The organism is Bacillus sp. GW823-FHT06A10, from assembly GCF_058795375.1.
Genome location: NZ_JBXAHT010000002.1, coordinates 368,794 through 392,577, shown reverse-complemented (window position 1 = coordinate 392,577; position 23,784 = coordinate 368,794). Strand labels below are relative to the sequence as shown.

Annotated in this window: 20 protein-coding genes and 1 other annotated feature; of the genes, 3 read left to right on the top strand and 17 right to left on the bottom strand. The window is 37.0% G+C overall.

The window, feature by feature from the left end:
* Positions 1-90: 90 nt before the first annotated feature.
* The 9 genes from AC1Q8M_RS16805 to hemA all read right to left on the bottom strand — a co-directional run bounded on the left by AC1Q8M_RS16805 (position 91) and on the right by hemA (position 11,587).
* The gene (locus AC1Q8M_RS16805; RefSeq protein WP_000072222.1) at positions 91-2,736 is read right to left on the bottom strand and encodes a valine--tRNA ligase; all 2,646 of its coding nucleotides are present in this window, start codon (positions 2,734-2,736) and stop codon (positions 91-93) included.
* A 37-nt stretch (positions 2,737-2,773) separates the two neighbouring features.
* Positions 2,774-3,005 (bottom strand) — a binding site (T-box leader).
* Positions 3,006-3,222: 217 nt separating this feature from the next.
* The gene (gene ysxE, locus AC1Q8M_RS16800) at positions 3,223-4,248 is read right to left on the bottom strand and encodes a spore coat protein YsxE (protein ID WP_000350660.1); all 1,026 of its coding nucleotides are present in this window, start codon (positions 4,246-4,248) and stop codon (positions 3,223-3,225) included.
* A 66-nt stretch (positions 4,249-4,314) separates the two neighbouring features.
* A complete protein-coding gene (gene spoVID / locus AC1Q8M_RS16795) occupies positions 4,315-5,325 on the bottom strand; it encodes a stage VI sporulation protein D (RefSeq protein ID WP_003271973.1) in 1,011 nt (336 codons plus the stop codon).
* An 80-nt stretch (positions 5,326-5,405) separates the two neighbouring features.
* The gene (gene hemL / locus AC1Q8M_RS16790; RefSeq protein WP_000712942.1) at positions 5,406-6,692 is read right to left on the bottom strand and encodes a glutamate-1-semialdehyde 2,1-aminomutase; all 1,287 of its coding nucleotides are present in this window, start codon (positions 6,690-6,692) and stop codon (positions 5,406-5,408) included.
* Positions 6,692-7,681 carry a porphobilinogen synthase gene (gene hemB, locus AC1Q8M_RS16785; RefSeq protein WP_001087056.1) on the bottom strand — a complete coding sequence of 330 codons (990 nt, stop codon included), beginning with the start codon at positions 7,679-7,681 and terminating at the stop codon, positions 6,692-6,694. Before hemB ends, hemL begins: the two co-directional genes overlap by 1 nt.
* Before the next feature lie 20 nt (positions 7,682-7,701).
* Positions 7,702-8,454 carry a uroporphyrinogen-III synthase gene (gene hemD, locus AC1Q8M_RS16780; protein ID WP_061660448.1) on the bottom strand — a complete coding sequence of 251 codons (753 nt, stop codon included), beginning with the start codon at positions 8,452-8,454 and terminating at the stop codon, positions 7,702-7,704.
* 2 nt (positions 8,455-8,456) lie between these two features.
* Positions 8,457-9,386 carry a hydroxymethylbilane synthase gene (gene hemC / locus AC1Q8M_RS16775; protein ID WP_001226406.1) on the bottom strand — a complete coding sequence of 310 codons (930 nt, stop codon included), beginning with the start codon at positions 9,384-9,386 and terminating at the stop codon, positions 8,457-8,459.
* Between the two features lie 15 nt (positions 9,387-9,401).
* A complete protein-coding gene (locus tag AC1Q8M_RS16770) occupies positions 9,402-10,235 on the bottom strand; it encodes a cytochrome c biogenesis protein (protein ID WP_000009005.1) in 834 nt (277 codons plus the stop codon).
* Between the two features lie 17 nt (positions 10,236-10,252).
* Positions 10,253-11,587 (bottom strand): glutamyl-tRNA reductase, encoded by a 1,335-nt coding sequence (gene hemA / locus AC1Q8M_RS16765; protein ID WP_000547865.1) that lies wholly within the window; start codon positions 11,585-11,587, stop codon positions 10,253-10,255.
* Positions 11,588-12,002: 415 nt separating this feature from the next.
* On the opposite strand from hemA, the gene AC1Q8M_RS16760 reads away from it, so the two are divergent.
* Both AC1Q8M_RS16760 and AC1Q8M_RS16755 read left to right on the top strand, forming a co-directional pair.
* Positions 12,003-12,455, top strand: a complete 453-nt coding sequence (locus AC1Q8M_RS16760) for a MarR family winged helix-turn-helix transcriptional regulator (RefSeq protein ID WP_000133921.1) — start codon at positions 12,003-12,005, stop codon at positions 12,453-12,455.
* Positions 12,456-12,457: 2 nt separating this feature from the next.
* The gene (locus AC1Q8M_RS16755; protein WP_098361469.1) at positions 12,458-12,874 is read left to right on the top strand and encodes an organic hydroperoxide resistance protein; all 417 of its coding nucleotides are present in this window, start codon (positions 12,458-12,460) and stop codon (positions 12,872-12,874) included.
* Positions 12,875-12,908: 34 nt separating this feature from the next.
* Here the strand turns inward: AC1Q8M_RS16755 and ysxC are convergent, their stop codons facing one another.
* The 7 genes from ysxC to AC1Q8M_RS16720 all read right to left on the bottom strand — a co-directional run bounded on the left by ysxC (position 12,909) and on the right by AC1Q8M_RS16720 (position 22,347).
* Entirely contained in the window at positions 12,909-13,505 is a 597-nt protein-coding gene (gene ysxC, locus AC1Q8M_RS16750; RefSeq protein WP_000869118.1) for a ribosome biogenesis GTP-binding protein YsxC, read from the bottom strand.
* Positions 13,502-15,832, bottom strand: a complete 2,331-nt coding sequence (gene lon / locus AC1Q8M_RS16745; RefSeq protein ID WP_000097288.1) for an endopeptidase La — start codon at positions 15,830-15,832, stop codon at positions 13,502-13,504. The genes ysxC and lon overlap by 4 nt, the downstream gene beginning before the upstream one ends.
* Before the next feature lie 182 nt (positions 15,833-16,014).
* Positions 16,015-17,685 carry an ATP-dependent protease LonB gene (gene lonB, locus AC1Q8M_RS16740; protein ID WP_000119173.1) on the bottom strand — a complete coding sequence of 557 codons (1,671 nt, stop codon included), beginning with the start codon at positions 17,683-17,685 and terminating at the stop codon, positions 16,015-16,017.
* A 106-nt stretch (positions 17,686-17,791) separates the two neighbouring features.
* Positions 17,792-19,051 carry an ATP-dependent protease ATP-binding subunit ClpX gene (gene clpX, locus AC1Q8M_RS16735; protein WP_000472289.1) on the bottom strand — a complete coding sequence of 420 codons (1,260 nt, stop codon included), beginning with the start codon at positions 19,049-19,051 and terminating at the stop codon, positions 17,792-17,794.
* A 264-nt stretch (positions 19,052-19,315) separates the two neighbouring features.
* The gene (tig, locus tag AC1Q8M_RS16730) at positions 19,316-20,593 is read right to left on the bottom strand and encodes a trigger factor (RefSeq protein ID WP_000105215.1); all 1,278 of its coding nucleotides are present in this window, start codon (positions 20,591-20,593) and stop codon (positions 19,316-19,318) included.
* A gap of 309 nt (positions 20,594-20,902) precedes the next feature.
* Positions 20,903-21,901 (bottom strand): hypothetical protein, encoded by a 999-nt coding sequence (locus AC1Q8M_RS16725; protein ID WP_000358255.1) that lies wholly within the window; start codon positions 21,899-21,901, stop codon positions 20,903-20,905.
* 197 nt (positions 21,902-22,098) lie between these two features.
* A complete protein-coding gene (locus tag AC1Q8M_RS16720) occupies positions 22,099-22,347 on the bottom strand; it encodes a hypothetical protein (protein WP_001983650.1) in 249 nt (82 codons plus the stop codon).
* A gap of 519 nt (positions 22,348-22,866) precedes the next feature.
* On the opposite strand from AC1Q8M_RS16720, the gene AC1Q8M_RS16715 reads away from it, so the two are divergent.
* Entirely contained in the window at positions 22,867-23,481 is a 615-nt protein-coding gene (locus AC1Q8M_RS16715) for a PH domain-containing protein (RefSeq protein WP_098366040.1), read from the top strand.
* A 94-nt stretch (positions 23,482-23,575) separates the two neighbouring features.
* Here AC1Q8M_RS16715 and AC1Q8M_RS16710 read toward each other — a convergent pair whose 3' ends face one another.
* The gene (locus tag AC1Q8M_RS16710; protein WP_000124460.1) at positions 23,576-23,776 is read right to left on the bottom strand and encodes a hypothetical protein; all 201 of its coding nucleotides are present in this window, start codon (positions 23,774-23,776) and stop codon (positions 23,576-23,578) included.
* Positions 23,777-23,784 lie beyond the last annotated feature (8 nt).

Here is a 23,784-nt window from a genome sequence, read left to right as displayed (position 1 = left end):
TGCTTTTCCCCTTTCAAAAGACAACTTTCATAGTTCTATTATACGCAAAGAAAAGAGACTCACCAATATAGTGAGTCTCTAAAAATATTTTTACTTTTCAAGATCTGCTAGACGTTGACGAACTGCTTCGCGTTTTTCTAGGTAATCTTGCTCTTTCGCACGCTCTCCTTCAATAACCGCTGCAGGAGCTTTCGCTACGAAACCTTGGTTAGAAAGTTTCTTCTGTACACGTTCTACTTCTTTATCGAACTTCTCAAGTTCTTTCTCAAGACGAGCTCTCTCTTCATCAAGATTGATAAGATCAGCTAACGGTAAGAATAACTCTGCACCTGATACGATTGCAGTCATTGCTTTTTCTGGCGCTTGTAAGTCCGTTTGAATTGTTAATTCGCTTGGGTTACAGAAACGCTCAATGTAAGAGCTATTTTTCGTAAGTTGAGCAAGTACAGCCTCATCTTTTGCTTTAATTTGCATTTGAACTTTTTTGCTCATTGGCGTATTTACTTCTGCACGAATGTTACGAACAGAGCGAATGATATCAACTAGAAGGTGCATTTCTGCCGCAGCTTCCGTATCTTGTAAATCTTCGCGAACTGTTGGCCACGCAGCTACTGTAATAGATTCGCCTTCATGCGGTAAATGTTGCCAAATTTTCTCTGTTACGAATGGCATGAATGGGTGTAATAGACGCATTGTTTGATCTAATACGTAAGCTAAAATAGAACGAGTCGTTTTCTTAGCTGCTTCATCTTCACCGTATAGTGGAAGTTTCGCCATTTCAATGTACCAGTCACAGAAATCATCCCAAATGAAGTTGTATAATGAACGACCAGCTTCACCGAACTCATATTTATCCATGTTACGTGTTACACTCTCGATTGTTTCGTTTAAGCGAGTTAAGATCCACTTATCTGCAACTGATTTTTCACCAGTTAAATCAATTTCTTCATACTTCATATCATCCATGTTCATTAATACGAAACGTGATGCGTTCCAAATTTTATTAATGAAGTTCCAAGTAGATTCTACTTTTTCCATGCTGAAACGTAAATCTTGACCTGGTGCACTTCCTGTTGATAAGAAATAGCGCATTGCATCTGCACCGTACTTCTCGATAACATCCATTGGGTCAATACCGTTACCAAGAGATTTACTCATCTTACGACCTTGCTCATCACGAACTAAACCGTGAATTAATACATCTTTAAATGGACGCTCGCCTGTAAACTCTAAACCTTGGAAAATCATACGAGATACCCAGAAGAAGATGATGTCATAACCCGTTACTAGTGCATCTGTTGAATAGTAACGTTTGAAGTCTGCTGAATCTTCATTTGGCCAACCAAGTGTTGAGAATGGCCATAGCGCTGAACTGAACCATGTATCAAGTACGTCGTTATCTTGATTCCAGTTTTCAATATCTGCTGGTGCTTCTGTACCTACGTATACTTCACCAGTTTCTTTATGATACCAAGCTGGAATACGGTGTCCCCACCATAATTGACGAGAAATACACCAGTCATGAATATTTTCCATCCATCGTAAATATGTGTTTTCAAAACGCTCTGGTACGAACGTTACTTTTTCTTCTTCTTTTTGTTGAAGCGCTACTGCTTTTTCAGCAAGTGGAGCCATTTTTACGAACCATTGTGTTGATAAGTAAGGCTCAACAACTGCACCGCTACGCTCACTATGACCTACTGAATGCATATGTGGCTCGATTTCTACTAATACGCCAGCTTCTTGTAAGTCTTTCACTAATTCTTTACGGCATTCGAAACGATCCATACCGTTATATTTACCAGCTTTTTCGTTCATCGATCCATCTTCGTTCATTACTAAGATGCGTGGTAAGTCATGACGGTTACCTACTTCAAAGTCGTTCGGGTCATGAGCTGGTGTAATTTTTACAACGCCTGTTCCGAAGTCTTTTTCTACGTACTCATCAGCAATAATCGGAATCTCACGGCCTACGATTGGAAGTGTAACTGTTTTTCCGATTAAATGTTTGTAACGATCATCTTCTGGATGAACTGCTACCGCTGTATCACCAAGCATCGTTTCTGGACGAGTAGTAGCAAGGCGAATGTGACCTGAACCGTCTGTTAACGGATAGTTCATATGGTAGAATGCACCTTGAACTTCTTTATGAATTACTTCAATATCAGAAAGAGCTGTGCGTGTTGCTGGATCCCAGTTGATAATATATTCACCGCGGTAAATTAAGCCTTTTTCGTATAATTGAACGAATACTTTATTAACCGCATCAGATAAACCTTCGTCTAATGTGAAACGTTCGCGAGAATAGTCTAGTCCTAAACCAACTTTCCCCCATTGTTGACGAATGTGAGAAGCGTACTCTTCTTTCCACTCCCAAGCTTTTTCAAGGAATTTCTCACGGCCAAGATCGTAACGTGAAATACCTTCTTCACGAAGTTTTCCTTCTACTTTCGCTTGTGTTGCGATACCAGCATGGTCCATTCCTGGAAGCCATAGCACATCGTAACCTTGCATACGCTTCGTACGAGTTAAAATATCTTGAAGAGTTGTATCCCAAGCATGACCTAAGTGTAACTTACCAGTTACGTTCGGAGGTGGAATTACAATTGTATACGGTTGTTTCTTCTCGTCTCCTGTTGCTTCAAAATATTTGCCTTCAAGCCACCATTGATAAAGGCCTTCTTCAACGGACATATGATCATATTTAGTTGGTAAATTCTTTTCCGTGTTTGACATTATTTTCCCTCCTTAAAATAAAAAATGTCCCTCATCCAAAAAGGACGAGGGACATCGCGGTACCACCTTTATTTACAAACAAATTCATAATTTGCTTATACTCTTAATTTGATAACGGACAAATCCGTCTTTTCCTAATGAGAACTATTCTGTTCAGAAAAGATGCTCCAGGGCTACCTTCTAACATAACTATCTAGAGAATCTCCCAGCTACTGATTCTCCTCTCTGAAGACGTTTCATGTTATACTCTTCCCCTTCAAGGCATTTATATGATTGTTAATTATTATATACAATAGTGTAAAAAACGAAACCTTATTCGTCAAGATAAATTTAAAACTATGACTTTTCGGGTGAATATAAAGAAGATAAGTAGCATTCTCTACTTATCTTCTTTATCCCGCTATTTGCGGGCAATAAGACCCCACCTCAAAATTCAGCTGAAGCAAAGAAGTTAGGTTGGCGCCACCCGCTGATTAAAGTTTTACTTTACCCGTTCCCTTGCTGGGCAGCTTGTAATTGTGACAGGAAATATTCTATATTGCTAACGAGCCAATGCGATTGTTGCAAACTCTTTACTCCGCGCAGTTCATTTTCCTCGTTGCGATTATCTCTTCTTTTCTTATAAGACTGGATTTGCCGAATAAATTGCGATGGATACGTCATATACGCAAACATAAGTAGTTGCTCTTCTTTCGTAAAAGGGAAATTTTTTTGATACATTTGAAACCATTCAAACCGATCACTTCTTGCGATTGGATATGTGTTTAAAGACCGTGAATAAAAACCTACTATATCTTGCACAGGCGTTGCAAACTTCGATTTTTCCAAACTAATAAAATAGCCATTTCGCTCATAGTCAAATAAAAAATGATTAAGTGACACGTTACCATGCACAAAAGTAATACGTGTTTTCTCTTTTTCTTTCATCGCATCGTTCCACTCATTTAATTGCTTCGTTGCAAATTCACGCGCTCTCATTACATGATGATAGTACGTACAATATTGTAATTCAAACGGGGACATATACCATTTTGATTCAGATTCTACGAGAAACTCTTCTAACATCTCACCATCATTTTCCCAGCGATCGGATATAGTTGTATAATGTTTTTCTAAATCTTCTTCCGTATATGTTTCTTCCTTCACAGTTTTTTGATGCAACGTTCCAAGTGTCTGAAACATTTTATGGTATTGATCATTATCCTCGCCGTTTCCTTCTGCACGTTCTAACCAAGGCATTAAATAATAATTATACGTCCCGTCACTTAAAATATAATTTCCATCCGTCGCGTGGTATATAGGTACATAATTTGAAAAACCTTTCTCCTTCAAATATTGAATATGATGCAGAAAATTATTCCGCTCTAACTTTCTGCCTTCTATTTTCTTGAGTGCATATGGACCTTGATTCGTATAAATTTTCATTACGCTTCCGTGCTCTTCCATATGCTGCGTATCCAATCTATATTGCCTCACGATAGGTTCATAGTGATTTCGTAATTCAATATCCATACGAATAACCCTTTCTATTCAAAACATAGCCTCTAAGAAAAGAAGCGAGTGAAAACACTCACTTCCTTATTTCGCCTTTACCCTTGAAACGGGAATATAAATAATTTGCCCCGTATTTAAAAATATATCTTCTGTTTGATTGACACGGCACACATTTTGCACAGACGTTTCATAACGTTCTGCAATAGATTCAATTGTATCCCCTTCTTGCACGAAATACATTCTTAACTTTGTAAATTCTTCTTCCGGTTCTTTCGTAAATAGTTTTGTTAAATAAAGCGCATTTTCATCTCGCTGTGAGTACTCTTCTTCTTGTTCTTCCTGCTTTTTCGCTTTTTCTTTCTTGAAATCTTTTCGCCCAAACAATTCAAATTGCGGCGTTGTTTCTTGCTCCTCTTCACGCTCCACAAATTCATGTTCCTCTATCTTCTCTTCTTCTAATTCCTGCTCTTTTCTTTCCTCTAATTGGAACGGTTCAAATGCGTAATCTTCCCACTCATCTGATTCCTTATATGCTGGTTCTTCTACATGCGGCGCCGGTCTATTTTCATCCTCTTGTGCTGAATCTTCTTCTAACTCAGCATACACCGTTTCTTCCTCTTCAGCTTCATCCTCGTTTCTCTCTTCATCACACAAACCGGTAATAGATATATCCGCTAATAATTGTAAGCAACCATTTTCCTTTAATTCATAATCAAATTCCTCAATTGATACATATAGCTCTTCAATTACTTTCACTCGATTTCTCGGAATTGATATTTCAAGCGGAAAGGAATGAACAAGTTCATTAACCCCATCCTCCCTTGTTTCTACATAATCAATTGACTTTGCTGGCGATAGTTCTCTTAATGAATACGCCGAATCATCTTTTCGTGCAACATACTCTCCCGTTAAATCTAATTGCCCTCTCACGATTACTTCATGATCAAGCTCTTCTATCTCAACGTCTGGATCTAACGAAATTGACAAAAGTTCATCGACTTCCTGTCCCTTTTGGAACCAAACAGATTCTTTTAATGAAAATCGTAACGAATGATCTGCAGCCACTTCTTTTCCCCCTCCCAAACTATATGTCATTACAGATTTATGTAGAGAAAGCTTACTTTATGAATAAAAAAAATCGCCCCCCTTATGGAGAGCGATTTTTCTCTAATACATTATTTTAATTTTGACATTGCAATTTCAGCTGCTGCAATCGTCGCCTCAATATCTGCGTCACTATGTGCTGTCGATAAGAATAAACCTTCGAATTGAGATGGCGGTAAGAATACACCTTGTTCTACCATTTCACGATAGTAAGCCGCAAAGAATTCTAAGTTTGAAGATTTTGCTGCATCGTAATTAATAACGGGCTCATCTGTAAAGAAAATACCAATCATAGAACCTGCACGGTTAATATGATGTGGAATGCCATGTTTTTCAGCTGCTTTACGTAATCCAGCTTCCAACATTTCAGCTTTACGCTCAAATTCTACATATGATTCTGGCGTTAACTGTACTAACGTTTCATAACCTGCTGCCATTGCAAGTGGATTACCTGATAAAGTACCAGCTTGGTAAATCGGTCCGCTTGGTGCAACTTGGCGCATAATTTCTGCTTTACCACCGTATGCTCCTACTGGTAAACCACCACCGATTACTTTACCTAAGCATGTTAAATCAGGTGTTACGCCATAATAACCTTGGCCACAATTATAAGCTACTCGGAACCCTGTCATTACTTCATCAAAAATAAGCAATGCACCGTTTTGTTCTGTTACTTCACGAAGACCTTCTAAAAATCCAGGCTGCGGAGGAACAACCCCCATATTTCCTGCTACTGGTTCTACAATTACACAAGCAATATCATCACCGAATTGTTCAAACGCGTATTTTACGCTTTCTAAATCGTTATAAGCTACTGTAATCGTATTTTTCGCTACACCTTCTGGTACACCAGGACTATCTGGTAAACCTAAAGTCGCCACACCAGAACCAGCTTTAATTAATAGCGAATCACCATGACCGTGGTAACAACCAATAAATTTCAAGATTTTATTACGACCTGTATAACCACGAGCTAAACGTAGTGCACTCATTGTTGCTTCCGTTCCAGAGTTAACCATACGCACAATCTCAATTGATGGCACGCGCTCAATAACAAGTTTTGCTAATTTATTTTCAATTTCTGTTGGTGCACCGAAGCTTGTACCTCTTTCAGCAACAGATTTTAACGCTTCTACAACACGATCATTTGCATGACCATGAATTAAAGGCCCCCATGATAATACGTAGTCGATGTATTCATTCCCATCAATATCATATACTTTAGAGCCTTTTCCACGCTCCATAAACAACGGATTCATCCCAACAGATTTAAAAGCACGAACCGGGCTATTTACGCCACCAGGCATTAAGTCTTGTGCCTCTTCAAACGCCGCAATCGATTTATCAAACTTTTTCATTATTTAGCGCCTCCTTCTTGTAACCATTTTGCTGCATCTTTTGCATGATACGTAATAATTAAGTCTGCTCCTGCACGTTTCATACTAATTAATTTTTCAAGAACAACTTCTTTTTCATTAATCCAGCCATTTTGCGCTGCCGCTTTAATCATCGAATATTCACCACTTACATTATAAGCGACAACTGGTAAATTAAAGTTATTTTTCACATCACGAACGATATCTAAGTAAGAAAGAGCTGGTTTTACGATTAAGAAATCTGCACCTTCCATTACATCTGATTCTGCTTCACGGAATGCTTCCATACGGTTTGCTGGATCCATTTGATATGTTTTACGGTCACCAAATTGCGGTGCACCGTGCGCAGCATCACGGAATGGTCCATAAAATGCTGATGAATATTTCACAGCGTACGACATAACTGGCACGTGTCCAAAACCATTTTCGTCTAATGCATGGCGAATTGCTGTTACGAAGCCGTCCATCATGTTTGATGGCGCAATAATGTCCGCTCCTGCTTTCGCTTGACTTACAGCTGTTTTCGCAAGAACTGCAAGAGACTCGTCATTTAAAATAATACCATCTTCAATTACACCGCAATGACCATGGCTTGTAAATTGACATAAACATGTGTCTGCGACTACTACTAGCTCAGGGAAATCACCTTTAATTTGCTGAATAGCACGTTGTACAATTCCATGATCACAATATGCTGATGATCCAACTTCATCCTTTTCAGCAGGTAAACCAAATACAATAACAGAACGAATACCTAAATCAACAACTTCTTGCATTTCAGCTTGCAATAAATCTAAAGAAATTTGATATACGCCTGGCATAGAAGGAACTTCATTACGAACATTTTCACCTTCTAATACAAAAATAGGGTAAATAAAATCTTCCGTATGTAAAAACGTTTCACGCACAAGCGCACGCATGCCCCCGCTTTGTCTTAAACGACGATGACGATTAAATTGTAAAGAGTTCATAGATTTCTATCCCCATTCTTTCATTTTATAGATTCACAAACACATTGTAGTAATGCTTCTACAGTGTACTCTTTCGGCACAATAACAGACGGAAAATAACGACTTGCCTCTTTTTCCGTAATAGGTCCTATACAAGCAATTGTACATTTTTTTGTCCATTCTCTCCAGTTTGCACCCTCAAGTAAACGAACAAAACTAGTAACAGTTGAAGGACTCGTAAATGTAATAATGTCTACTTCTCCTAACTTCAACGCTGCTATAAGCTCTTGCTTTTTTTCTACATTCACTTTCGTACCGTATACGATCAACTCATCTAGAGAAACACCAATTTCACGCAGTTTAACTGGTATTACATCTCTTGCTAAATTGCCTTTTGGAAATAAAATACGTTCGTTTCCATTTAATTCTTTTAGAAACTCTTCGGCAAATGCTTCTGCAACAAATGAAGTCGGAACAAAATGAACTTGATAGCCCCTTTTTTCTAACTCTAATTTTGTTTTCACACCTACCGCAGCGATTTTAATGGTTAGTGGTAGTTTCTTTTTTAAACTATCTAGAAAAAAAGCTACACCATTTCTGCTCGTAAAAATAACCCAGTCGTATGAATGTAGCTGCTCTTCAATATGTTGAATTTGCCTATAAGACATACCTTCCATACGCAAAAGCGGAATTTCCAATGGAATTCCGCTCTTTTCTTTCACTGCTACACTCATTTGTTTCGCTTGATGCTGGGCACGTGTAATCAATACCGTTTTTCCAGCGAGAGCGTTCATATTTATTGTTGCTCCTTATTTGCAGCAAGAATGAGTTCTTTGGCGCCTTGTTTAATTAAACGGTCCGCGGCCTCTAATCCTACTTCTTCAGGATTAGTACCCACTACTGTCTCTTTTAATAAAACAGAGCCATCCATAGAGCCGACAAGAGCTGTTAATTCGATTGCATCGTTTTCTGTAAGGGTTGCATATCCAGCGATTGGAACTTGGCATCCACCTTCAAGTTTATGAAGAAATACTCGCTCCGCTGCCACTGTTCTTTCTGTTATCGCATCATTAATATGCGATAACAATTGCAATAAATCCTTATCATCCTCACGACATTCAATCGCTAATGCACCTTGTCCTACAGCAGGTACACATAACGTCTCATCTAAATGTTCTGTAATAACTTCATCATCCCAGCCCATTCTTTGTAATCCAGCTGTCGCTAAAATAATCGCATCGTAATCTTCTTCTTTTAATTTACGTAAACGTGTATCGATATTTCCACGAATCCACTTCACTTGTAAATCTGGTCTCGCAGCGAGTAGCTGTGCACTACGTCTTAAACTACTCGTACCTAAAATAGCACCTTCCGCTAACTCTTTAAACGATGCTCCATTTTTTGAGATAAAGGCATCCCGAGGGTCAACACGCTTTGGTGTACAGCCAATCATTAAACCTTCTGGAAGTACGGCCGGCATATCTTTCATACTATGTACAGCCATATCGATTTCTTTCGTAAGTAACGCATGCTCAATTTCTTTAACGAACAAGCCTTTTCCGCCTACTTTTGAAAGAGTAACATCTAAAATAACATCACCTTTTGTGACAATTTCTTTCACTTCAAATTCATATGGTAGACCTAGCGCTTTTAACTGATCAATAAACCAGTTTGTTTGCGTTAATGCTAGTTTACTCTTTCGTGACCCTACAATAATTTTGCGCATAATTCTCTCTCCTCATTATAAATACCAAAAGTGGAAATTGGATAAACTGCTTAATAGAAAAATGTTTACTAGCATTACGAGAAACGATCCGATATTCCACTGTACAATTTTCTTACCTTGCAACACATCTGCCGCTCGTAAATATAAACCTGTGCAATACACAAATAAAACGACAAAAGATCCGATTACTTTCGTATCATACCAATGGAAATTGTCCAATTTTGTATATCCCCATATACACCCCAATAAAATTGCTAGTAAGAAAAATGGAACAGAAAATAAATTTAATCCGTAAGACGTAGATTCAAGCTTCGGTAAATTCCCTAACCTTCTTAATCTCGCATTCCACTTTTTCTTTTTTAATAGGCGATATTGCAGTAAATACATAATAGAAAAAATAAACGATACCGTAAACGTTGCATAAGAAATAATCGCCATTCCAACATGCACGTATACAAGTTCTGAAACTAATTGCTCTGCAAGTACTGGCGACATCTTTCCGAGCGGTGTAAAAATAGAAAAAGCGCTTACGCCAAATGCAACAACATTTGTAAAGAAGACTAAAAAGTCAACGCGCATAAATCGATTTATGACTAACGACATCGTAATCAATAACCAAACATAAAAATAAATCCCTGATAATAAAGTTAAAATGGGATTCGTTTCTGAATCTGTCGCCCTAAGCAACATAAAAATAGACTGCAATACCCATACAATCGAAAGTAACCAAAAAGCAAATCGGTTCGCCTTTCGGTTACTTTGGAAATAATCTATAAAATATAAACTAATGCTACAAGCATATAAAATAATTGCAATATGATAAATAATACTGTTATTTAAAAAACTCATCCGATCATCCTTCCAAATTATAAAGATGGAACGGATGGTGTCCACACTCTTTTATGTTCTACTTCTTCCGCACGACTCTCTACTTCTTCTGTTTCTAAATCAAAAATCTTTGCAAATAACGCTAGTTTTTCGCTCGCTCCCTCTTCAGCAGCTATTTCTTTTGCTACTAAAATTGGGTCTTTTAATAATTGATTAATAATACTTTTCGTATGCTTACTAATAACTTTTTTCTCACGATCACTAAGGTTTGGTATTTTTCGCTCTAGGCTTACCATCGTTTCACTTTGGATTGCAAGTGCCTTATCACGAAGAGCTGCTATTAACGGAACAACACCAAGTGTACTTAACCACGTTTTAAATAGAACAATTTCCTCTTCAATCATAAATTGAATTTTCTCTGCTTCTTTCAAACGCTCAGCACGGTTTGCCTCCACTACTCCTTGCAGATCATCAATGTCATACAAGAAAGAACCTTCTAACTCATCAATCGCTGGATCAATATCACGTGGTACTGCAATATCAACCATAAATAAAGGACGACCAGAGCGCATTTTCTCTACCTTTGTCATCATCTCTTTCGTAATGACATACTCTGATGCACCAGTTGAACTAATTAAAATATCTGCTTCTAATAATGCACATTGTAATTCGCTTAACGATTTTGCATGTCCCATATATTTCTCAGCCATTACTTCTGCTTTCGAAAGCGTCCTATTCATAACTGTTACTTTACGAGCACCACTTCCATATAAGTTTTGCAATGCAAGTTCGCCCATTTTACCAGCACCAAGAATAAGCACATGACAATCTGTTAACTCGCCAAATATTTTCTTTCCAAGCTCAACAGCAGCATAACTAACAGACATCGCACTTTCACCAATTGTTGTTTCTGAGTGGGCACGTTTTGCTAATGTAATGACTTGCTTAAACAATTCATTAAAAATTGTGCCTGTTGCTTTAACTTGTTGTGCTTCTAAAAAGCTATCTTTTATTTGGCCTAAAATCTGTGTTTCTCCCACTACCATAGAATCTAAACCGCACGTTACGCGGAATAAATGGTCTATTGCACCATCTTGTTCAAAAATAGTTAAATATGGTGCGACTTCTTCTATTTCAAGCTGAAACCAATCAGCTAAAAATTTCTTAATATAATACCGTCCCGTGTGTAATTGATCTACAACAGCATAAATCTCAGTGCGATTACAAGTTGATACAATGACATTCTCTAACACGCTCTTTTGATTTTGTAATGTAGTCATCGCTCGCTCTAGCTCTGCTGCCTGAAATGTGAGTTTCTCACGAAATTCTACAGGGGCTGTTCGATAATTTACACTAACAACAAGAATATGCACGCAGCATGTCCCCCTTCACCCGTTTTATCACTTTATCTACTATCATAATACAACTTTCCTCTTATGAATCTGACAATCGTGTGAACAACCGATTATTTTTTAATTATTCTCCGTATGTAATAAAGGAGATTCAGCAAACTAATAAAAAAACTTCTACTTTATAATGATTATAAATTAATAACTCTATTTGTACGTTACCAAAAAAAGTCCTCATAATCAAGTGATGGAAACTATTCCATATAAATTATAACATCATCTTTCCTATCTTCTTTCATCATGAAGGAAAATATGTATGATTGTTCCAAAATGTAGCAGACACTTTCTCAATACAATGTATTTGACATTTTATTTATTTTTCGTTATATTGATTTTACAAAATTAAATTGTGCACAACTTAACAAGAAGGGAGTTATGTATGACAGAGGACTCTTTGCATCTAGATAACCAACTTTGTTTTTCTATTTATGCCTGCTCTAGAGAGGTTACTCGTTTTTATCGACCTTATTTAGAAGAGATGGGTATTACGTATCCCCAGTACATTACTTTACTCGTACTATGGGAGCAAGATGGACTAACAGTAAAAGAAATTGGAGAACGTCTATTTTTAGATTCCGGTACGTTAACACCTATGTTAAAACGAATGGAATCATTAACACTTGTAAAACGTGTTCGTTCCAAAGAAGACGAGCGAAAAGTTTGTATTGAATTAACAGAACAAGGCAAAGATTTAAAGGAAAAGGCTTGTTCATTACCGACAACGATGGCTACAAACTTAGGAATTACAGAGCAAGAATATCGCTCTTTATTAATTCAACTAAATAAACTAATTGAAACAATGAAAACAATTAATGATGGAAAAGGGGAATAAATGTGGATAAATTATATACTGCTTCAGTAACAGCAACAGGTGGAAGAAATGGGAAAGTAGTTTCAGATGATGGCATATTAAATCTTGATGTGAAAATGCCACAAGCACTAGGTGGTGCAGGTGGAGAAGCAACAAATCCAGAACAACTATTTGCAGCTGGTTATGCAGCTTGTTTCGATAGTGCATTACAACTTGTCATTCGTACAAAACGTATGAAAGTAGAAAGTACAGAAGTAACCGCTCACGTTTCTATCGGAAAAGATACAGATGGTGGTTTTGGCCTATCTGCCGTGCTTGATGTACATGTCGCTGGCGTTTCACATAGCGAAGCACAAGAACTTGTAGAAGCGGCTCACGGTGTATGTCCTTACTCTAAAGCAACACGAGGTAATATTGAAGTTACATTAAACGTACGTTAACAGCTTATATAAAGAAAAAAACGCGCGACATTCGTCACGCGTTTTTTGTTTTTGTCATTTTATGAATTGCCTTCCACGCTTCTTCTTTTCCAAGTCCTGTTTCAGAAGAGAATAGAACGATTTCATCGCCAATTTCAACAGCAAGCGTTTCTTTTACAACTTTTAAATGCTTTTGCCATTTCCCTTTCGGGATTTTATCAGCTTTCGTCGCAATAATAATTGTTGGGATTTCATAATGCTTTAAGAAATCATACATCATCACGTCATCACTTGTCGGTTGGTGACGTAAATCAACTACTAATACAGCTGCGTCTAATTGCTTACGCGTTGTAAAGTACGTTTCAATCATTTTCCCCCATGCCGCGCGCTCTGATTTAGACACTTTCGCATATCCATAACCTGGAACGTCAACAAAATGCATCATCTCATTGATCAAGAAAAAATTCAGCGTTTGCGTTTTTCCTGGTTTAGAAGAAATACGCACTAACTTTTTACGATTTAAAATTTTATTAATAAAGGAAGACTTCCCGACATTTGAACGACCTGCTAATGCAATTTCTGGTAAATCACTGTCTGGATATTGTTCTGGTTTAACAGCACTAATTACAATATCTGCTTTTGTTACTTTCATTGTTTCACTCCTACTAATGCGTGCTCCAATACTTCATCTAAATGAGATGCAAGCACAAACGTAAGGTTTTCTTTTACGCTCTCTGGAATATCATCTAAATCTTTCTCGTTTTCTGCTGGCAAAATAATTTTTGTTAAGCCTGCGCGGTGAGCACTTAATGTTTTTTCTTTTAAGCCACCAATTGGTAATACACGACCACGAAGTGTAATTTCACCTGTCATACCTACTTCTTTACTTACAGGAATACCTGTTAGTGCAGAAATAAGTGCCGTTGCCATCGTAATACCTGCTGACGGTCCATCTTTCGGAACTGCTCCTTCTGGAACATGAATATGAATATCATTTTTCTCATGGAAATTCGGATCAATCTGAAGCTCTTCTGCACGAGAACGTATATAACTAAACGCAGCTTGTGCTGATTCTTTCATAACATCCCCAAGTTTCCCTGTTAAAATTAGTTTCCCTTTTCCTGGCGCTACAGAAACTTCAATTGCAAGTGTATCGCCGCCTGCTGCTGTGTAAGCTAGACCTGTTGCCATACCAACTTGGTCTGTTTTTTCAGCTTGCCCATAACGGAATATGTGTTTACCAAGTAAATCAACAATCTTTTTCTCTGTCACAACGATACGTTTACGTTCTGCTGTAACGATAATTTTCGCTACTTTACGGCAAACTTTTGCAATTTGGCGTTCTAGCGTACGAACACCAGCCTCACGTGTATAATAACGAATAATTTCAAGAAGCGCTTCATCACGTACTTGTAAATTACCTTTTCGTAAGCCATGCTCTTTTAATTGTTTTGGCAATAAATGCTCACGAGCAATGTGTACTTTTTCAAGTTCTGTATAGCCAGCAATCGAAATGATTTCCATACGGTCAAGTAATGGACCTGGAATACTTGAAAGTGTATTAGCAGTTGCTACAAACATAACTTTCGATAGATCATATGGTTCTTCAATGTAATGATCACTGAAGTTATGGTTTTGTTCTGGATCTAATACTTCAAGTAATGCTGCTGATGGATCTCCACGGAAATCGTTAGACATTTTATCAATCTCATCTAATAAGAAGACTGGATTAACTGTTTTCGCCTTTTTCATACCTTGAATAATGCGTCCTGGCATTGCTCCAACATATGTACGGCGGTGACCACGAATTTCAGATTCATCACGCACACCACCAAGAGATACACGGACAAAGTTACGATTCAATGATGTTGCAATTGAACGCGCTAACGACGTTTTTCCGACCCCAGGAGGGCCTACTAAACAAAGGATAGGTCCTTTTAATGAATTCGTTAACTTCTGTACAGCTAAATATTCAAGTACACGCTCTTTCACTTTTTCAAGACCGTAATGATCGTTATTTAAAATCTCTTCCGAATGAGCAAGATCAATTATATCTTCTGTTGCCTCTGTCCACGGAAGCGCTAATAACCAATCAATATAATTGCGAATAACACCACTCTCCGCAGAACTTGCTGGTAACTTTTCATAACGATCTAATTCTTTCAGCGCAGCCTTCATTGTTTCTTCAGGCATTCCTGACTGTTCAATTTTTTCACGAAGTTCTTCTACTTCTCCGCCCTTACCTTCTTTGTCGCCAAGTTCAGTTTGAATCGCCTTCATTTGCTCACGTAAGAAATATTCTTTTTGCGTGCGCTCCATTGAACGTTTCACTTGTTGCCCAATTTTCTTTTCTAGGCTAAGTAACTCTTGTTCATCTTGAATAATTGAAATAAGTGTATGTAATCGTTCTTTTACAGATACAATCTCTAGAATCTCTTGTTTCTGCTTCGTTTTAATCGGCAAGTGAGAAGCAATTAAATCAGCTAATCTCCCTGGTTCCTCTACATCAGCTACCGTTGCAAATGTTTCATTTGAAACTTTTTTCGAAACTTTAATATATTGTTCGAAATGCTCCAGTAACGTACGCATAAGAGCTTTCTCTTCTAAATCATCTTCTACTTCTTCAGTTACCGTTTTAATAGACACTTGTACTACATTTTCTTCTTCGATAAACTCTATTACTTCTGCTCTATGTAAACCTTCCACAAGGACACGAAGCGTACCGTTCGGCAATTTTAGCATTTGCTTTACTTTCGCCACTGTACCTACACTATATATGTCATCTTCTTTCGGATCATCGATATTCATTTCTTTTTGCATTGCTAAAAAGATGATATTTTCATCCATTGCCGCCTGCTCTAGTGCTTGTATCGATTTATCACGTCCTACATCAAGATGCAAAACCATCGTTGGATATACGAGAACGCCTCTTAATGGTAGGAGGGGCACGATTCTTTCGTTCGTATTCATACTAGACATAGCACCTCCATAATAAATTAAACTCCTGTTCAACTATTTTATATTACAATACACCTAGATGCAATTGCTGAGATTCCTCGCAATTGTAAATAGCTTGTTTTTCTACCTCACGAAAAGAAAAAAGACTCCGATTAAGCATACAAACTTAAACGAAGTCTGGCAAATTTTATTATTGTTTATTTTTACATAGATTGTGCATCTGTTTCGTCTACGTTAGTATGTACATCTAGCTCTCTATGCATATTTTCTTGCATAAACGTTAACTCAAATACTTCTTTTAATTTACGGACAGGAATAATTTCGATTCCCTTTATCGTATACAAAAATGGTTGCATATTTTCAGCAGGAATAATGACTTTCTTAGCTCCCGCTTTTTTCGCAGCTTTTATTTTTGCGTACACGCCACCAATAGGCTTTACTTCTCCGTGTATACTTATTTCACCTGTCATCGCTACTTCATTATTTACATATGTGCGATGCACCGCAGAATATACACCTGTTGCCATAGCGATTCCTGCAGAAGGTCCATCAATTGGGATACCACCTGGAAAATTAATATGTATATCGTATCCTTCTGGCAACACATCTAAAGAACGAAGTACTGTTAATACATTATCAACAGAGCCTTTTGCCATACTTTTACGGCGAATCGATTTCGTTTGACTACCAATACTTTCTTCTTCTACAATTCCGGTAACATTTACCGATCCTTTATCTTTCGCCGGAATTGCTGTTACTTCAATTTCTAATAACGCACCTGTATTTGGTCCGTATACAGCAAGACCATTTACAAGACCAATCCTTGGAATCGGATAAATGTGCTTTTCGTATTTCGGCGTAAGCTGACTTGAGTGAACAACCCACTCTATATCTTCATCTTTAATGAAAGAACGTTCTTCATTTATCGCCATACCAGCAGAAATTTGTACGAGATTAATCGCCTCTCGTCCATTTCTTGCATACATCCCAATCATTTCAATACCATTTTCACCTATTTGCATTTCCACTTTTTCTGCGGCGTTTTTCGCTACTTTTTGAATCTCTTCCGTATCTAATTCACGGAAAAATACTTCTAAGCAACGTGACCGAATAGCAGGAGGAATTTCCTCTGGCGAACGTGTCGTTGCTCCAACTAAGCGAAAATCTGCCGGTAAGCCTTTTTGGAAAATATCATGTATATATGTTGGGATCATCGTATTTTCTTCACTATAGTACGCACTTTCTAAAAATACTTTTCGATCTTCTAACACCTTTAACATTTTGTTCATTTGAATCGGATGGAGTTCGCCAATCTCATCAATAAACAAAATACCACCATGCGCATCTGTTACAGCACCTTTTTTCGGTTGCGGAATACCTGCTTGCCCCATCGCCCCAGCACCTTGATAAATCGGATCATGCACCGAACCAATTAAAGGGTCTGCGATACCACGTTCATCAAACCGAGCTGTCGTCGCATCAAGTTCAATAAATGTTGCATTCGTACGAAATGGAGATTTAGGATTTCGTTTCGCTTCTTCTAATACAAGACGTGCTGCCGCTGTTTTCCCAACACCTGGCGGGCCATATATGATTACATGTTGCGGATTCGGACCACAAAGAGCCGCTTTTAAGGACTTAATCCCGTCCTCTTGCCCTACAATATCTAAAAAGGTTGTAGGACGCACCTTTTCTGCTAGCGGCTCTGTTAAAGAAATCTCACGCATTTTACGAAGCTGTTCTAATTCTTTTTTCGATTCTCGATCAATTGAAACTTTTTGTGTTCGTTGATTTCGAAGTAAATGCCAGAAATATAATCCGACAATTACACCAAAAACAAGTTGAACAACTAAAAATATATTTGTCCAGCTCATTATTTATTTCCTCCCGCAATATTTTATCTCTTAGTATTTCCGCGGAGGAACGTAGCTAAACATAAAGAAAAACAGCAATTATAAAAATTGCTGTTTCCCTTTCGCATTATGCAGATGTTTTTGTATCAAGTACAGTACCGTCTTGTAACACCAATTTTGGCGGTTCATTATCAGCTACTGTTTCTTTTGTAAGAATACACTTCTCGATATCTTTACGAGATGGAAGTTCGAACATTACATCAAGCATTAAGCCTTCAATAATAGAACGAAGTCCACGAGCACCCGTTTTACGTTCAATTGCTTTTTTCGCAATTTCGATTAGTGCACCTTCTTCAAACTCTAACTCAACATCGTCAAGCTCCAATAGTTTTTGGAATTGCTTAACAAGTGCATTTTTCGGTTTCGTTAAAATATCAACAAGAGCATCTTCATCAAGTGGCTCTAGGTTCGCAATAACTGGAAGACGACCGATAAACTCTGGAATTAAACCAAATCTTAAAAGATCCTCTGGTAATACGTGAGATAAAACATGCTTCTCATTTACATCAGCATTTTTCTTCTCAGAACCAAATCCAATTACTTTCTCACCAAGGCGACGTTTAATAATCGGCTCAATGCCATCAAACGCTCCACCACAAATGAATAAGATGTTCGTTGTATCAATTTGAATAAACTCTTGGTGCGGATGCTTACGACCACCTTGAGGTGGAACGCTTGCTACAGTACCTTCTAAAATTTTCAGAAGTGCCTGCTGCACACCTTCACCAGATACATCACGTGTAATTGATGGATTTTCGGACTTACGTGCCACTTTATCAATCTCATCAATATAAATGATTCCTTTTTCCGCTTTCTCTACATCATAATCAGCTGCTTGAATTAATTTTAGTAAGATATTTTCTACATCTTCCCCAACATATCCAGCTTCTGTTAAAGATGTTGCGTCCGCGATTGCAAATGGAACATTTAGAATACGCGCTAACGTTTGTGCAAGTAATGTTTTACCACTACCTGTTGGCCCGATAAGTGCGATATTACTCTTCGCTAATTCTACATCATCAATTTTGCTGTTAGAATTAATGCGTTTGTAATGGTTATATACCGCTACCGCTAGTGCTTTTTTCGCGCTATCTTGCCCGATGACATACTCATCTAAGATTTCACGAATTTCTACCGGTTTCGGTACATCTTTGAATTCTACTTCTTCGTCCTTCGCAAGCTCCTCTTGTACAATTTCAGTACAAAGTTCGATACACTCGTCACAAATGTAAACACCTGGACCTGCCACTAACTTTCGAACTTGCGTTTGTGTTTTACCACAGAAAGAACATTTTAATTGCCCTTTTTCATCATTAAATTTAAACATATTTTCACACCCCTTACAAAGTGCTAACCTCTTGCCTTCGTATGTACACGATAAATGTATCGTATGTAAATACATATTATGTCACTACGTGGCGAGAAATACAAATAATATGACTAGTTATGTACAAATAAAAAAATTTTAAAACTTTTGAAATATGTATATTCGACTTGTAAAGGAACTTTTCCTTCTCCATCGAAAAGTTTTATAAATATATTTCTATATTTATAAAACAAGGCACGATTAAAATCGTGCCTTGTTATTTTATTATGCAGCGTTTTCTACTAAGAAGTCTACAGCTTTACGCACTTTAAGATCTTCAGCTAAAGCGTCTACGCTTCCAAGAGCTTGCTTGATAGCGTCTACTGGCATACCGTACATTTCAGCCATTTTTTCAACTTCTGCAGTTACTTCTTCTTCAGTAACTTCGATGTTTTCAGCTTCAATGATAGCTTCAAGAACAAGATTGATTCTTACACGTTTTTGTGCATCTTCTTTCATTTGCTCTTTTAATTTGTCAGCGTCAGTACCTGTGAATTGGTAGTAAAGCTCAAGGTTCATACCTTGTTGGCTTAAACGTTGCTCGAATTCACGAACCATACGATCTAACTCAGTGTTGATCATAGCTTCTGGAATTTCGATTTCAGCGTTAGCAGCAGCTAATTCTACTACTTCGTCACGTACTTTGTGCTCAGCTTCGTGCTTTTTGCCTTCTTCTAAGTTTGTGCGAAGTTTTGCTTTTAATTCATCAAGAGTTGCAACCGCTTCGTCTGCTTCTTTAGCGAACTCGTCGTTTAACTCAGGAAGTTCTTTTGTTTTGATTTCGTGAATTGTTACTTTGAATGTTGCTGGTTTGCCAGCTAATTCAGCAGCATGGTACTCTTCTGGGAATGATACTTCAACGTCTTTAGACTCACCAGATTTAAGACCGATTACTTGCTCTTCGAAACCTGGGATGAATGTACCAGAACCGATTGCTAGAGAGTAGTTTTCGCCTTTTCCGCCTTCAAATGCTTCGCCATCAACGAAACCTTCGAAGTCGATTACAGCTGTATCACCGTTTTCAACAGTTCCTTCTTCTTTAACAACTAGTTCAGCTTGACGCTCTTGTAAAGATTTTAATTCGTTCTCTACATCTTCGTCAGTTACAGTTGTTTCAACTTTTTCTACTGCTAAACCTTTGTACTCACCTAATTTAACTTCAGGTTTCACTGTAACTTTTGCAGTGAAGATAAGGTTAGCATTTTTTTCAAACTTCTCGATGTCGATTTCAGGATGATCAACTGGGAAGATACCAGCTTCTTCAATCGCTTCACCGTATGCTTTTGGTAAAATAATATCTAAAGCATCTTGGTATAAAGATTCAATACCAAAGCGTTGTTCGAATAATGGACGAGGCATTTTTCCTTTACGGAAACCTGGTACGTTAATTGTTTTTACTACTTTTTTGAACGCAGCGTCGATAGAGTTGTTTACTTCTTTAGCATCAACTTCGATTGTTAAAACGCCAACGTTACCTTCTAATTTTTCCCATTTTGTAGACATTTATTCTTTCCCTCCAACTATAATAATGTATGCACATACCTCTATAGATTAAGATCTTCATTATCTCTTTTTTGAAATAACAAATACACAAATAATCCTCTAGCAAAAGCTTTCAGATATAATGTTCCAATCTACTAATTGCCCAGAAGACAACTACGGTATATTTTGTTCGAGAATAATATGAAACATATTAAGTAAGAGAATTACACTTCTCTTCTCTTACAAACAGGCAGATTTCCGCCTTTTGCAACCCTTACATTATAACATAGAATATGCTCGTTTCAAGAACTGAACGATTCTTTTTCATAATTATACGGGCAAATATCCTTCTCTTTCAACACGTAATAACCATTGATAGGCAATATGAAACTCTTCCAATTCGATATTATATGCTGCCATAAGCTCTTCTTCATCTATAGCCAATCCGAAACGCTTTCTTCCAATTCTCTCTAAAACAGCTGACCAAATCTCTTCTTTATCCATTAATAGAGCGAATGGGAAAACGCTAATTTGCAACTCTTTCCAATATGTAACCATTGCTTCAAATATATCGGGATAATTTTGCTCTAATCGGCTTGATAATTTATGTATAATGTTATTGGATTGCTCCTCATTATGACCTGTAAATGCTGGAATCACCTTAATCGTATTTCCAAACTTTTCTACCTCTATTTCTTCTTCTACCTGACTTTCTATCATTTTATACAAAATAGAAGTTTTCAAATAGGGGTGCTGCTCTTCGTCTATTAAAAATTTCTTTAAAACAGGTAATGCAAGATCTAAGTCTTTTAACGAAAGTCGCTGAATCGCTCTTAGCTTCTGTCCAAAGTTTTCTCCAAAAATTTCATTAGTAAACTCATCCAATTCAAAATTTGAATCCACTAGCGATGCGTCTCCCTCATTTAGCATACCTTCTGCAAATAAAGCAAGCTGCGCTAATTTTTCCTTTTGATCAGGCATTATATCTTTCGTTTGTAAAACCTTTTCAACAGTTTCAATAACACCTTCATAATCATTTGTTTGAACTAAAATAGTTACGTACGTTTCAAGAATATCACCAAATAAGACAACTCCTGTTTTAAGCAACTGTTCACATTTGTCTTTCGCTTCTTCCATACGTTTTAATTCAAGTAAACAAATAACTGAAGCTAATTCCGTTTGTTCCGTTTCCGCATTATACTGACGTAGTATTTCAAAGCAACGCAATGCATCTTCGAATTCCCGCTCTTTCAGCGCTAAAAAACCTTCATCAATATAGCGCTCTGATAGTTGTGGAAACAATACGACCGTATTTTCTTTTTTATCCATACGTCCGCCTCTTTTTCTTGATTTTAATTATGTTCAAAGTAAATATATCAAATGCGTAATGAGAACACAACATCCCTAAACTATTTGTTTGAAATATGGAAATATTTAATTTTTACATTCCAATACGAATAAATTTCAACTAAAAATTAAAATTGCACAAATAAAAATCCCCAGCAACAAGCGCAGAGGATTCATCATTAATGGAAAGCTTTTATAATTGTGGGGTATATTACAAGGGTAATAATTTGGAGAACAATAATTGCCATAACAATCATGCTAAAATAGAAGATTGGTTTACTTCGCTTCATTAAAAACATAATAATAAGCATCGTACAAGCAAACAAACTTAAGAAGAACAAACTTGTTGTCGAACTAAGTATACCACTTGGGACAAAGAACAATAACACTACACTACAAGTACCTATAATTCCAAATAACCATTCCATTCATTCACTCATTCCCTTTCCCTCTCATGGCTGTTTTCTCTAAGCAATCAAATGTTTCACAACATCAACTACATACGTTAATTTCTCATACGCTACAAATCCAAAAGCAACCGTTAAGCCCGTTACAACTAATCCTTTCATCATTTTTTCCTCCTCGTTTTATCGTTGTTATCTTCATTATAAAAGATTAGCAATTTCTTACCATCGAACTACCTTACAGTTACCTTACAGAATTGTAAGATTTCAAAAAGAGATTGAAAAACACCTCATATCGCTTGAGGTGCTTTCACGGAATTTCTCTATAATTACTTGTAAAATCAACTTTTTTCTTTTAGTTATTTTTGAACGAATCGACTCTTAAACTAATAGATTTACTAAATAATTTAGAATCAAAATAATTATTCGTTACTTTTCTTAACTTACTTTCAGATATTTTCGTATTACAAGAAAACAACTGGTGAAAATCGTGTTAATATATTTTTGTACAATTAAGAATTTAATTTACAAGGGGGATTATATATGTTTAAAAAAATGGCGGCAGATGTATTAGGACTAAGCGATGTAGGTTCTGTCATTACACCTAAAGACTATGATAAGGTCGATGCTGATGATTATGTGATGCATGAAGATGGGGAGAAAATTTACTTTCTAATTAAATCCAAATCAGATGAATATTGCTTCACAAACAAAGGGTTAATTCACTTAGACGGTACAAGCGCAACAAGTAAAAAACGTACACTACGCCGCTTTAGTTATAGCAAATATCAAATTAAAAACGTAGCACTTGAAACTGCAGGAACGATTGATTTAGATGTAGAAATTAAGTTTCAAATGGGCGATGAACATTACTCAATTGATGTTCATAAAAAACATATTGAAGAATTAAAAGATTTATATAAGGCTTTACTTAAAATCGAAGAAATTTCATACGACAACGATATTACATTACAATATGCACATAAAAGTTTAGATATGGCATCTAATGCCTTTAGCCGTATTTCAAACGCACAAGTAAACTTAGCAGAGCAATTTAAAGAAATGAACGATATTGCCTTTAACTGGCTTGTTGATACGAAGAAACAATATAATGTGAAAGATTATGGTTTTGTCTTTGACAAGTTTATTAACAACTAATTTAAAATACACAAAAAACCTTGTTATCAAAAGATAACAAGGTTTTCTTAGCGTCCCAGGAGAGATTCGAACTCCCGCTCCGCCCATTTCCGTACTATTTTATATATTTGGATCGCAGTCTTAATATATCTTCTCCTTCGCGAATGCCTGCCGATCCCTTCCTCACATTTTTTACGACAGTCCAATTCGGGTTAGTTTCATCACCGATATTCTGTACTGTAAAATTGCCATCACCATATTTCCGGTGACCTTCTGCCAATTTCTCCGTTAAATCATTCTCATTTGATCTCGCCATCTTTGCGC

Excerpts from the sequence above, each read along its gene's own strand:
- AC1Q8M_RS16805 (WP_000072222.1), bottom strand. The coding sequence starts at position 2,736 with ATGTCAAACACGGAAAAGAATTTACCAACTAAATATGATCATATGTCC.
- ysxE (WP_000350660.1), bottom strand. The coding sequence starts at position 4,248 with ATGGATATTGAATTACGAAATCACTATGAACCTATCGTGAGGCAATAT.
- spoVID (WP_003271973.1), bottom strand. The coding sequence starts at position 5,325 with ATGACATATAGTTTGGGAGGGGGAAAAGAAGTGGCTGCAGATCATTCG.
- hemL (WP_000712942.1), bottom strand. The coding sequence starts at position 6,692 with ATGAAAAAGTTTGATAAATCGATTGCGGCGTTTGAAGAGGCACAAGAC.
- hemB (WP_001087056.1), bottom strand. The coding sequence starts at position 7,681 with ATGAACTCTTTACAATTTAATCGTCATCGTCGTTTAAGACAAAGCGGG.
- hemD (WP_061660448.1), bottom strand. The coding sequence starts at position 8,454 with ATGAACGCTCTCGCTGGAAAAACGGTATTGATTACACGTGCCCAGCAT.
- hemC (WP_001226406.1), bottom strand. The coding sequence starts at position 9,386 with ATGCGCAAAATTATTGTAGGGTCACGAAAGAGTAAACTAGCATTAACG.
- AC1Q8M_RS16770 (WP_000009005.1), bottom strand. The coding sequence starts at position 10,235 with ATGAGTTTTTTAAATAACAGTATTATTTATCATATTGCAATTATTTTA.
- AC1Q8M_RS16760 (WP_000133921.1), top strand. The coding sequence starts at position 12,003 with ATGACAGAGGACTCTTTGCATCTAGATAACCAACTTTGTTTTTCTATT.
- ysxC (WP_000869118.1), bottom strand. The coding sequence starts at position 13,505 with ATGAAAGTAACAAAAGCAGATATTGTAATTAGTGCTGTTAAACCAGAA.
- lon (WP_000097288.1), bottom strand. The coding sequence starts at position 15,832 with ATGTCTAGTATGAATACGAACGAAAGAATCGTGCCCCTCCTACCATTA.
- lonB (WP_000119173.1), bottom strand. The coding sequence starts at position 17,685 with ATGAGCTGGACAAATATATTTTTAGTTGTTCAACTTGTTTTTGGTGTA.
- clpX (WP_000472289.1), bottom strand. The coding sequence starts at position 19,051 with ATGTTTAAATTTAATGATGAAAAAGGGCAATTAAAATGTTCTTTCTGT.
- tig (WP_000105215.1), bottom strand. The coding sequence starts at position 20,593 with ATGTCTACAAAATGGGAAAAATTAGAAGGTAACGTTGGCGTTTTAACA.
- AC1Q8M_RS16725 (WP_000358255.1), bottom strand. The coding sequence starts at position 21,901 with ATGGATAAAAAAGAAAATACGGTCGTATTGTTTCCACAACTATCAGAG.
- AC1Q8M_RS16720 (WP_001983650.1), bottom strand. The coding sequence starts at position 22,347 with ATGGAATGGTTATTTGGAATTATAGGTACTTGTAGTGTAGTGTTATTG.
- AC1Q8M_RS16715 (WP_098366040.1), top strand. The coding sequence starts at position 22,867 with ATGTTTAAAAAAATGGCGGCAGATGTATTAGGACTAAGCGATGTAGGT.
- AC1Q8M_RS16710 (WP_000124460.1), bottom strand. The coding sequence starts at position 23,776 with ATGGCGAGATCAAATGAGAATGATTTAACGGAGAAATTGGCAGAAGGT.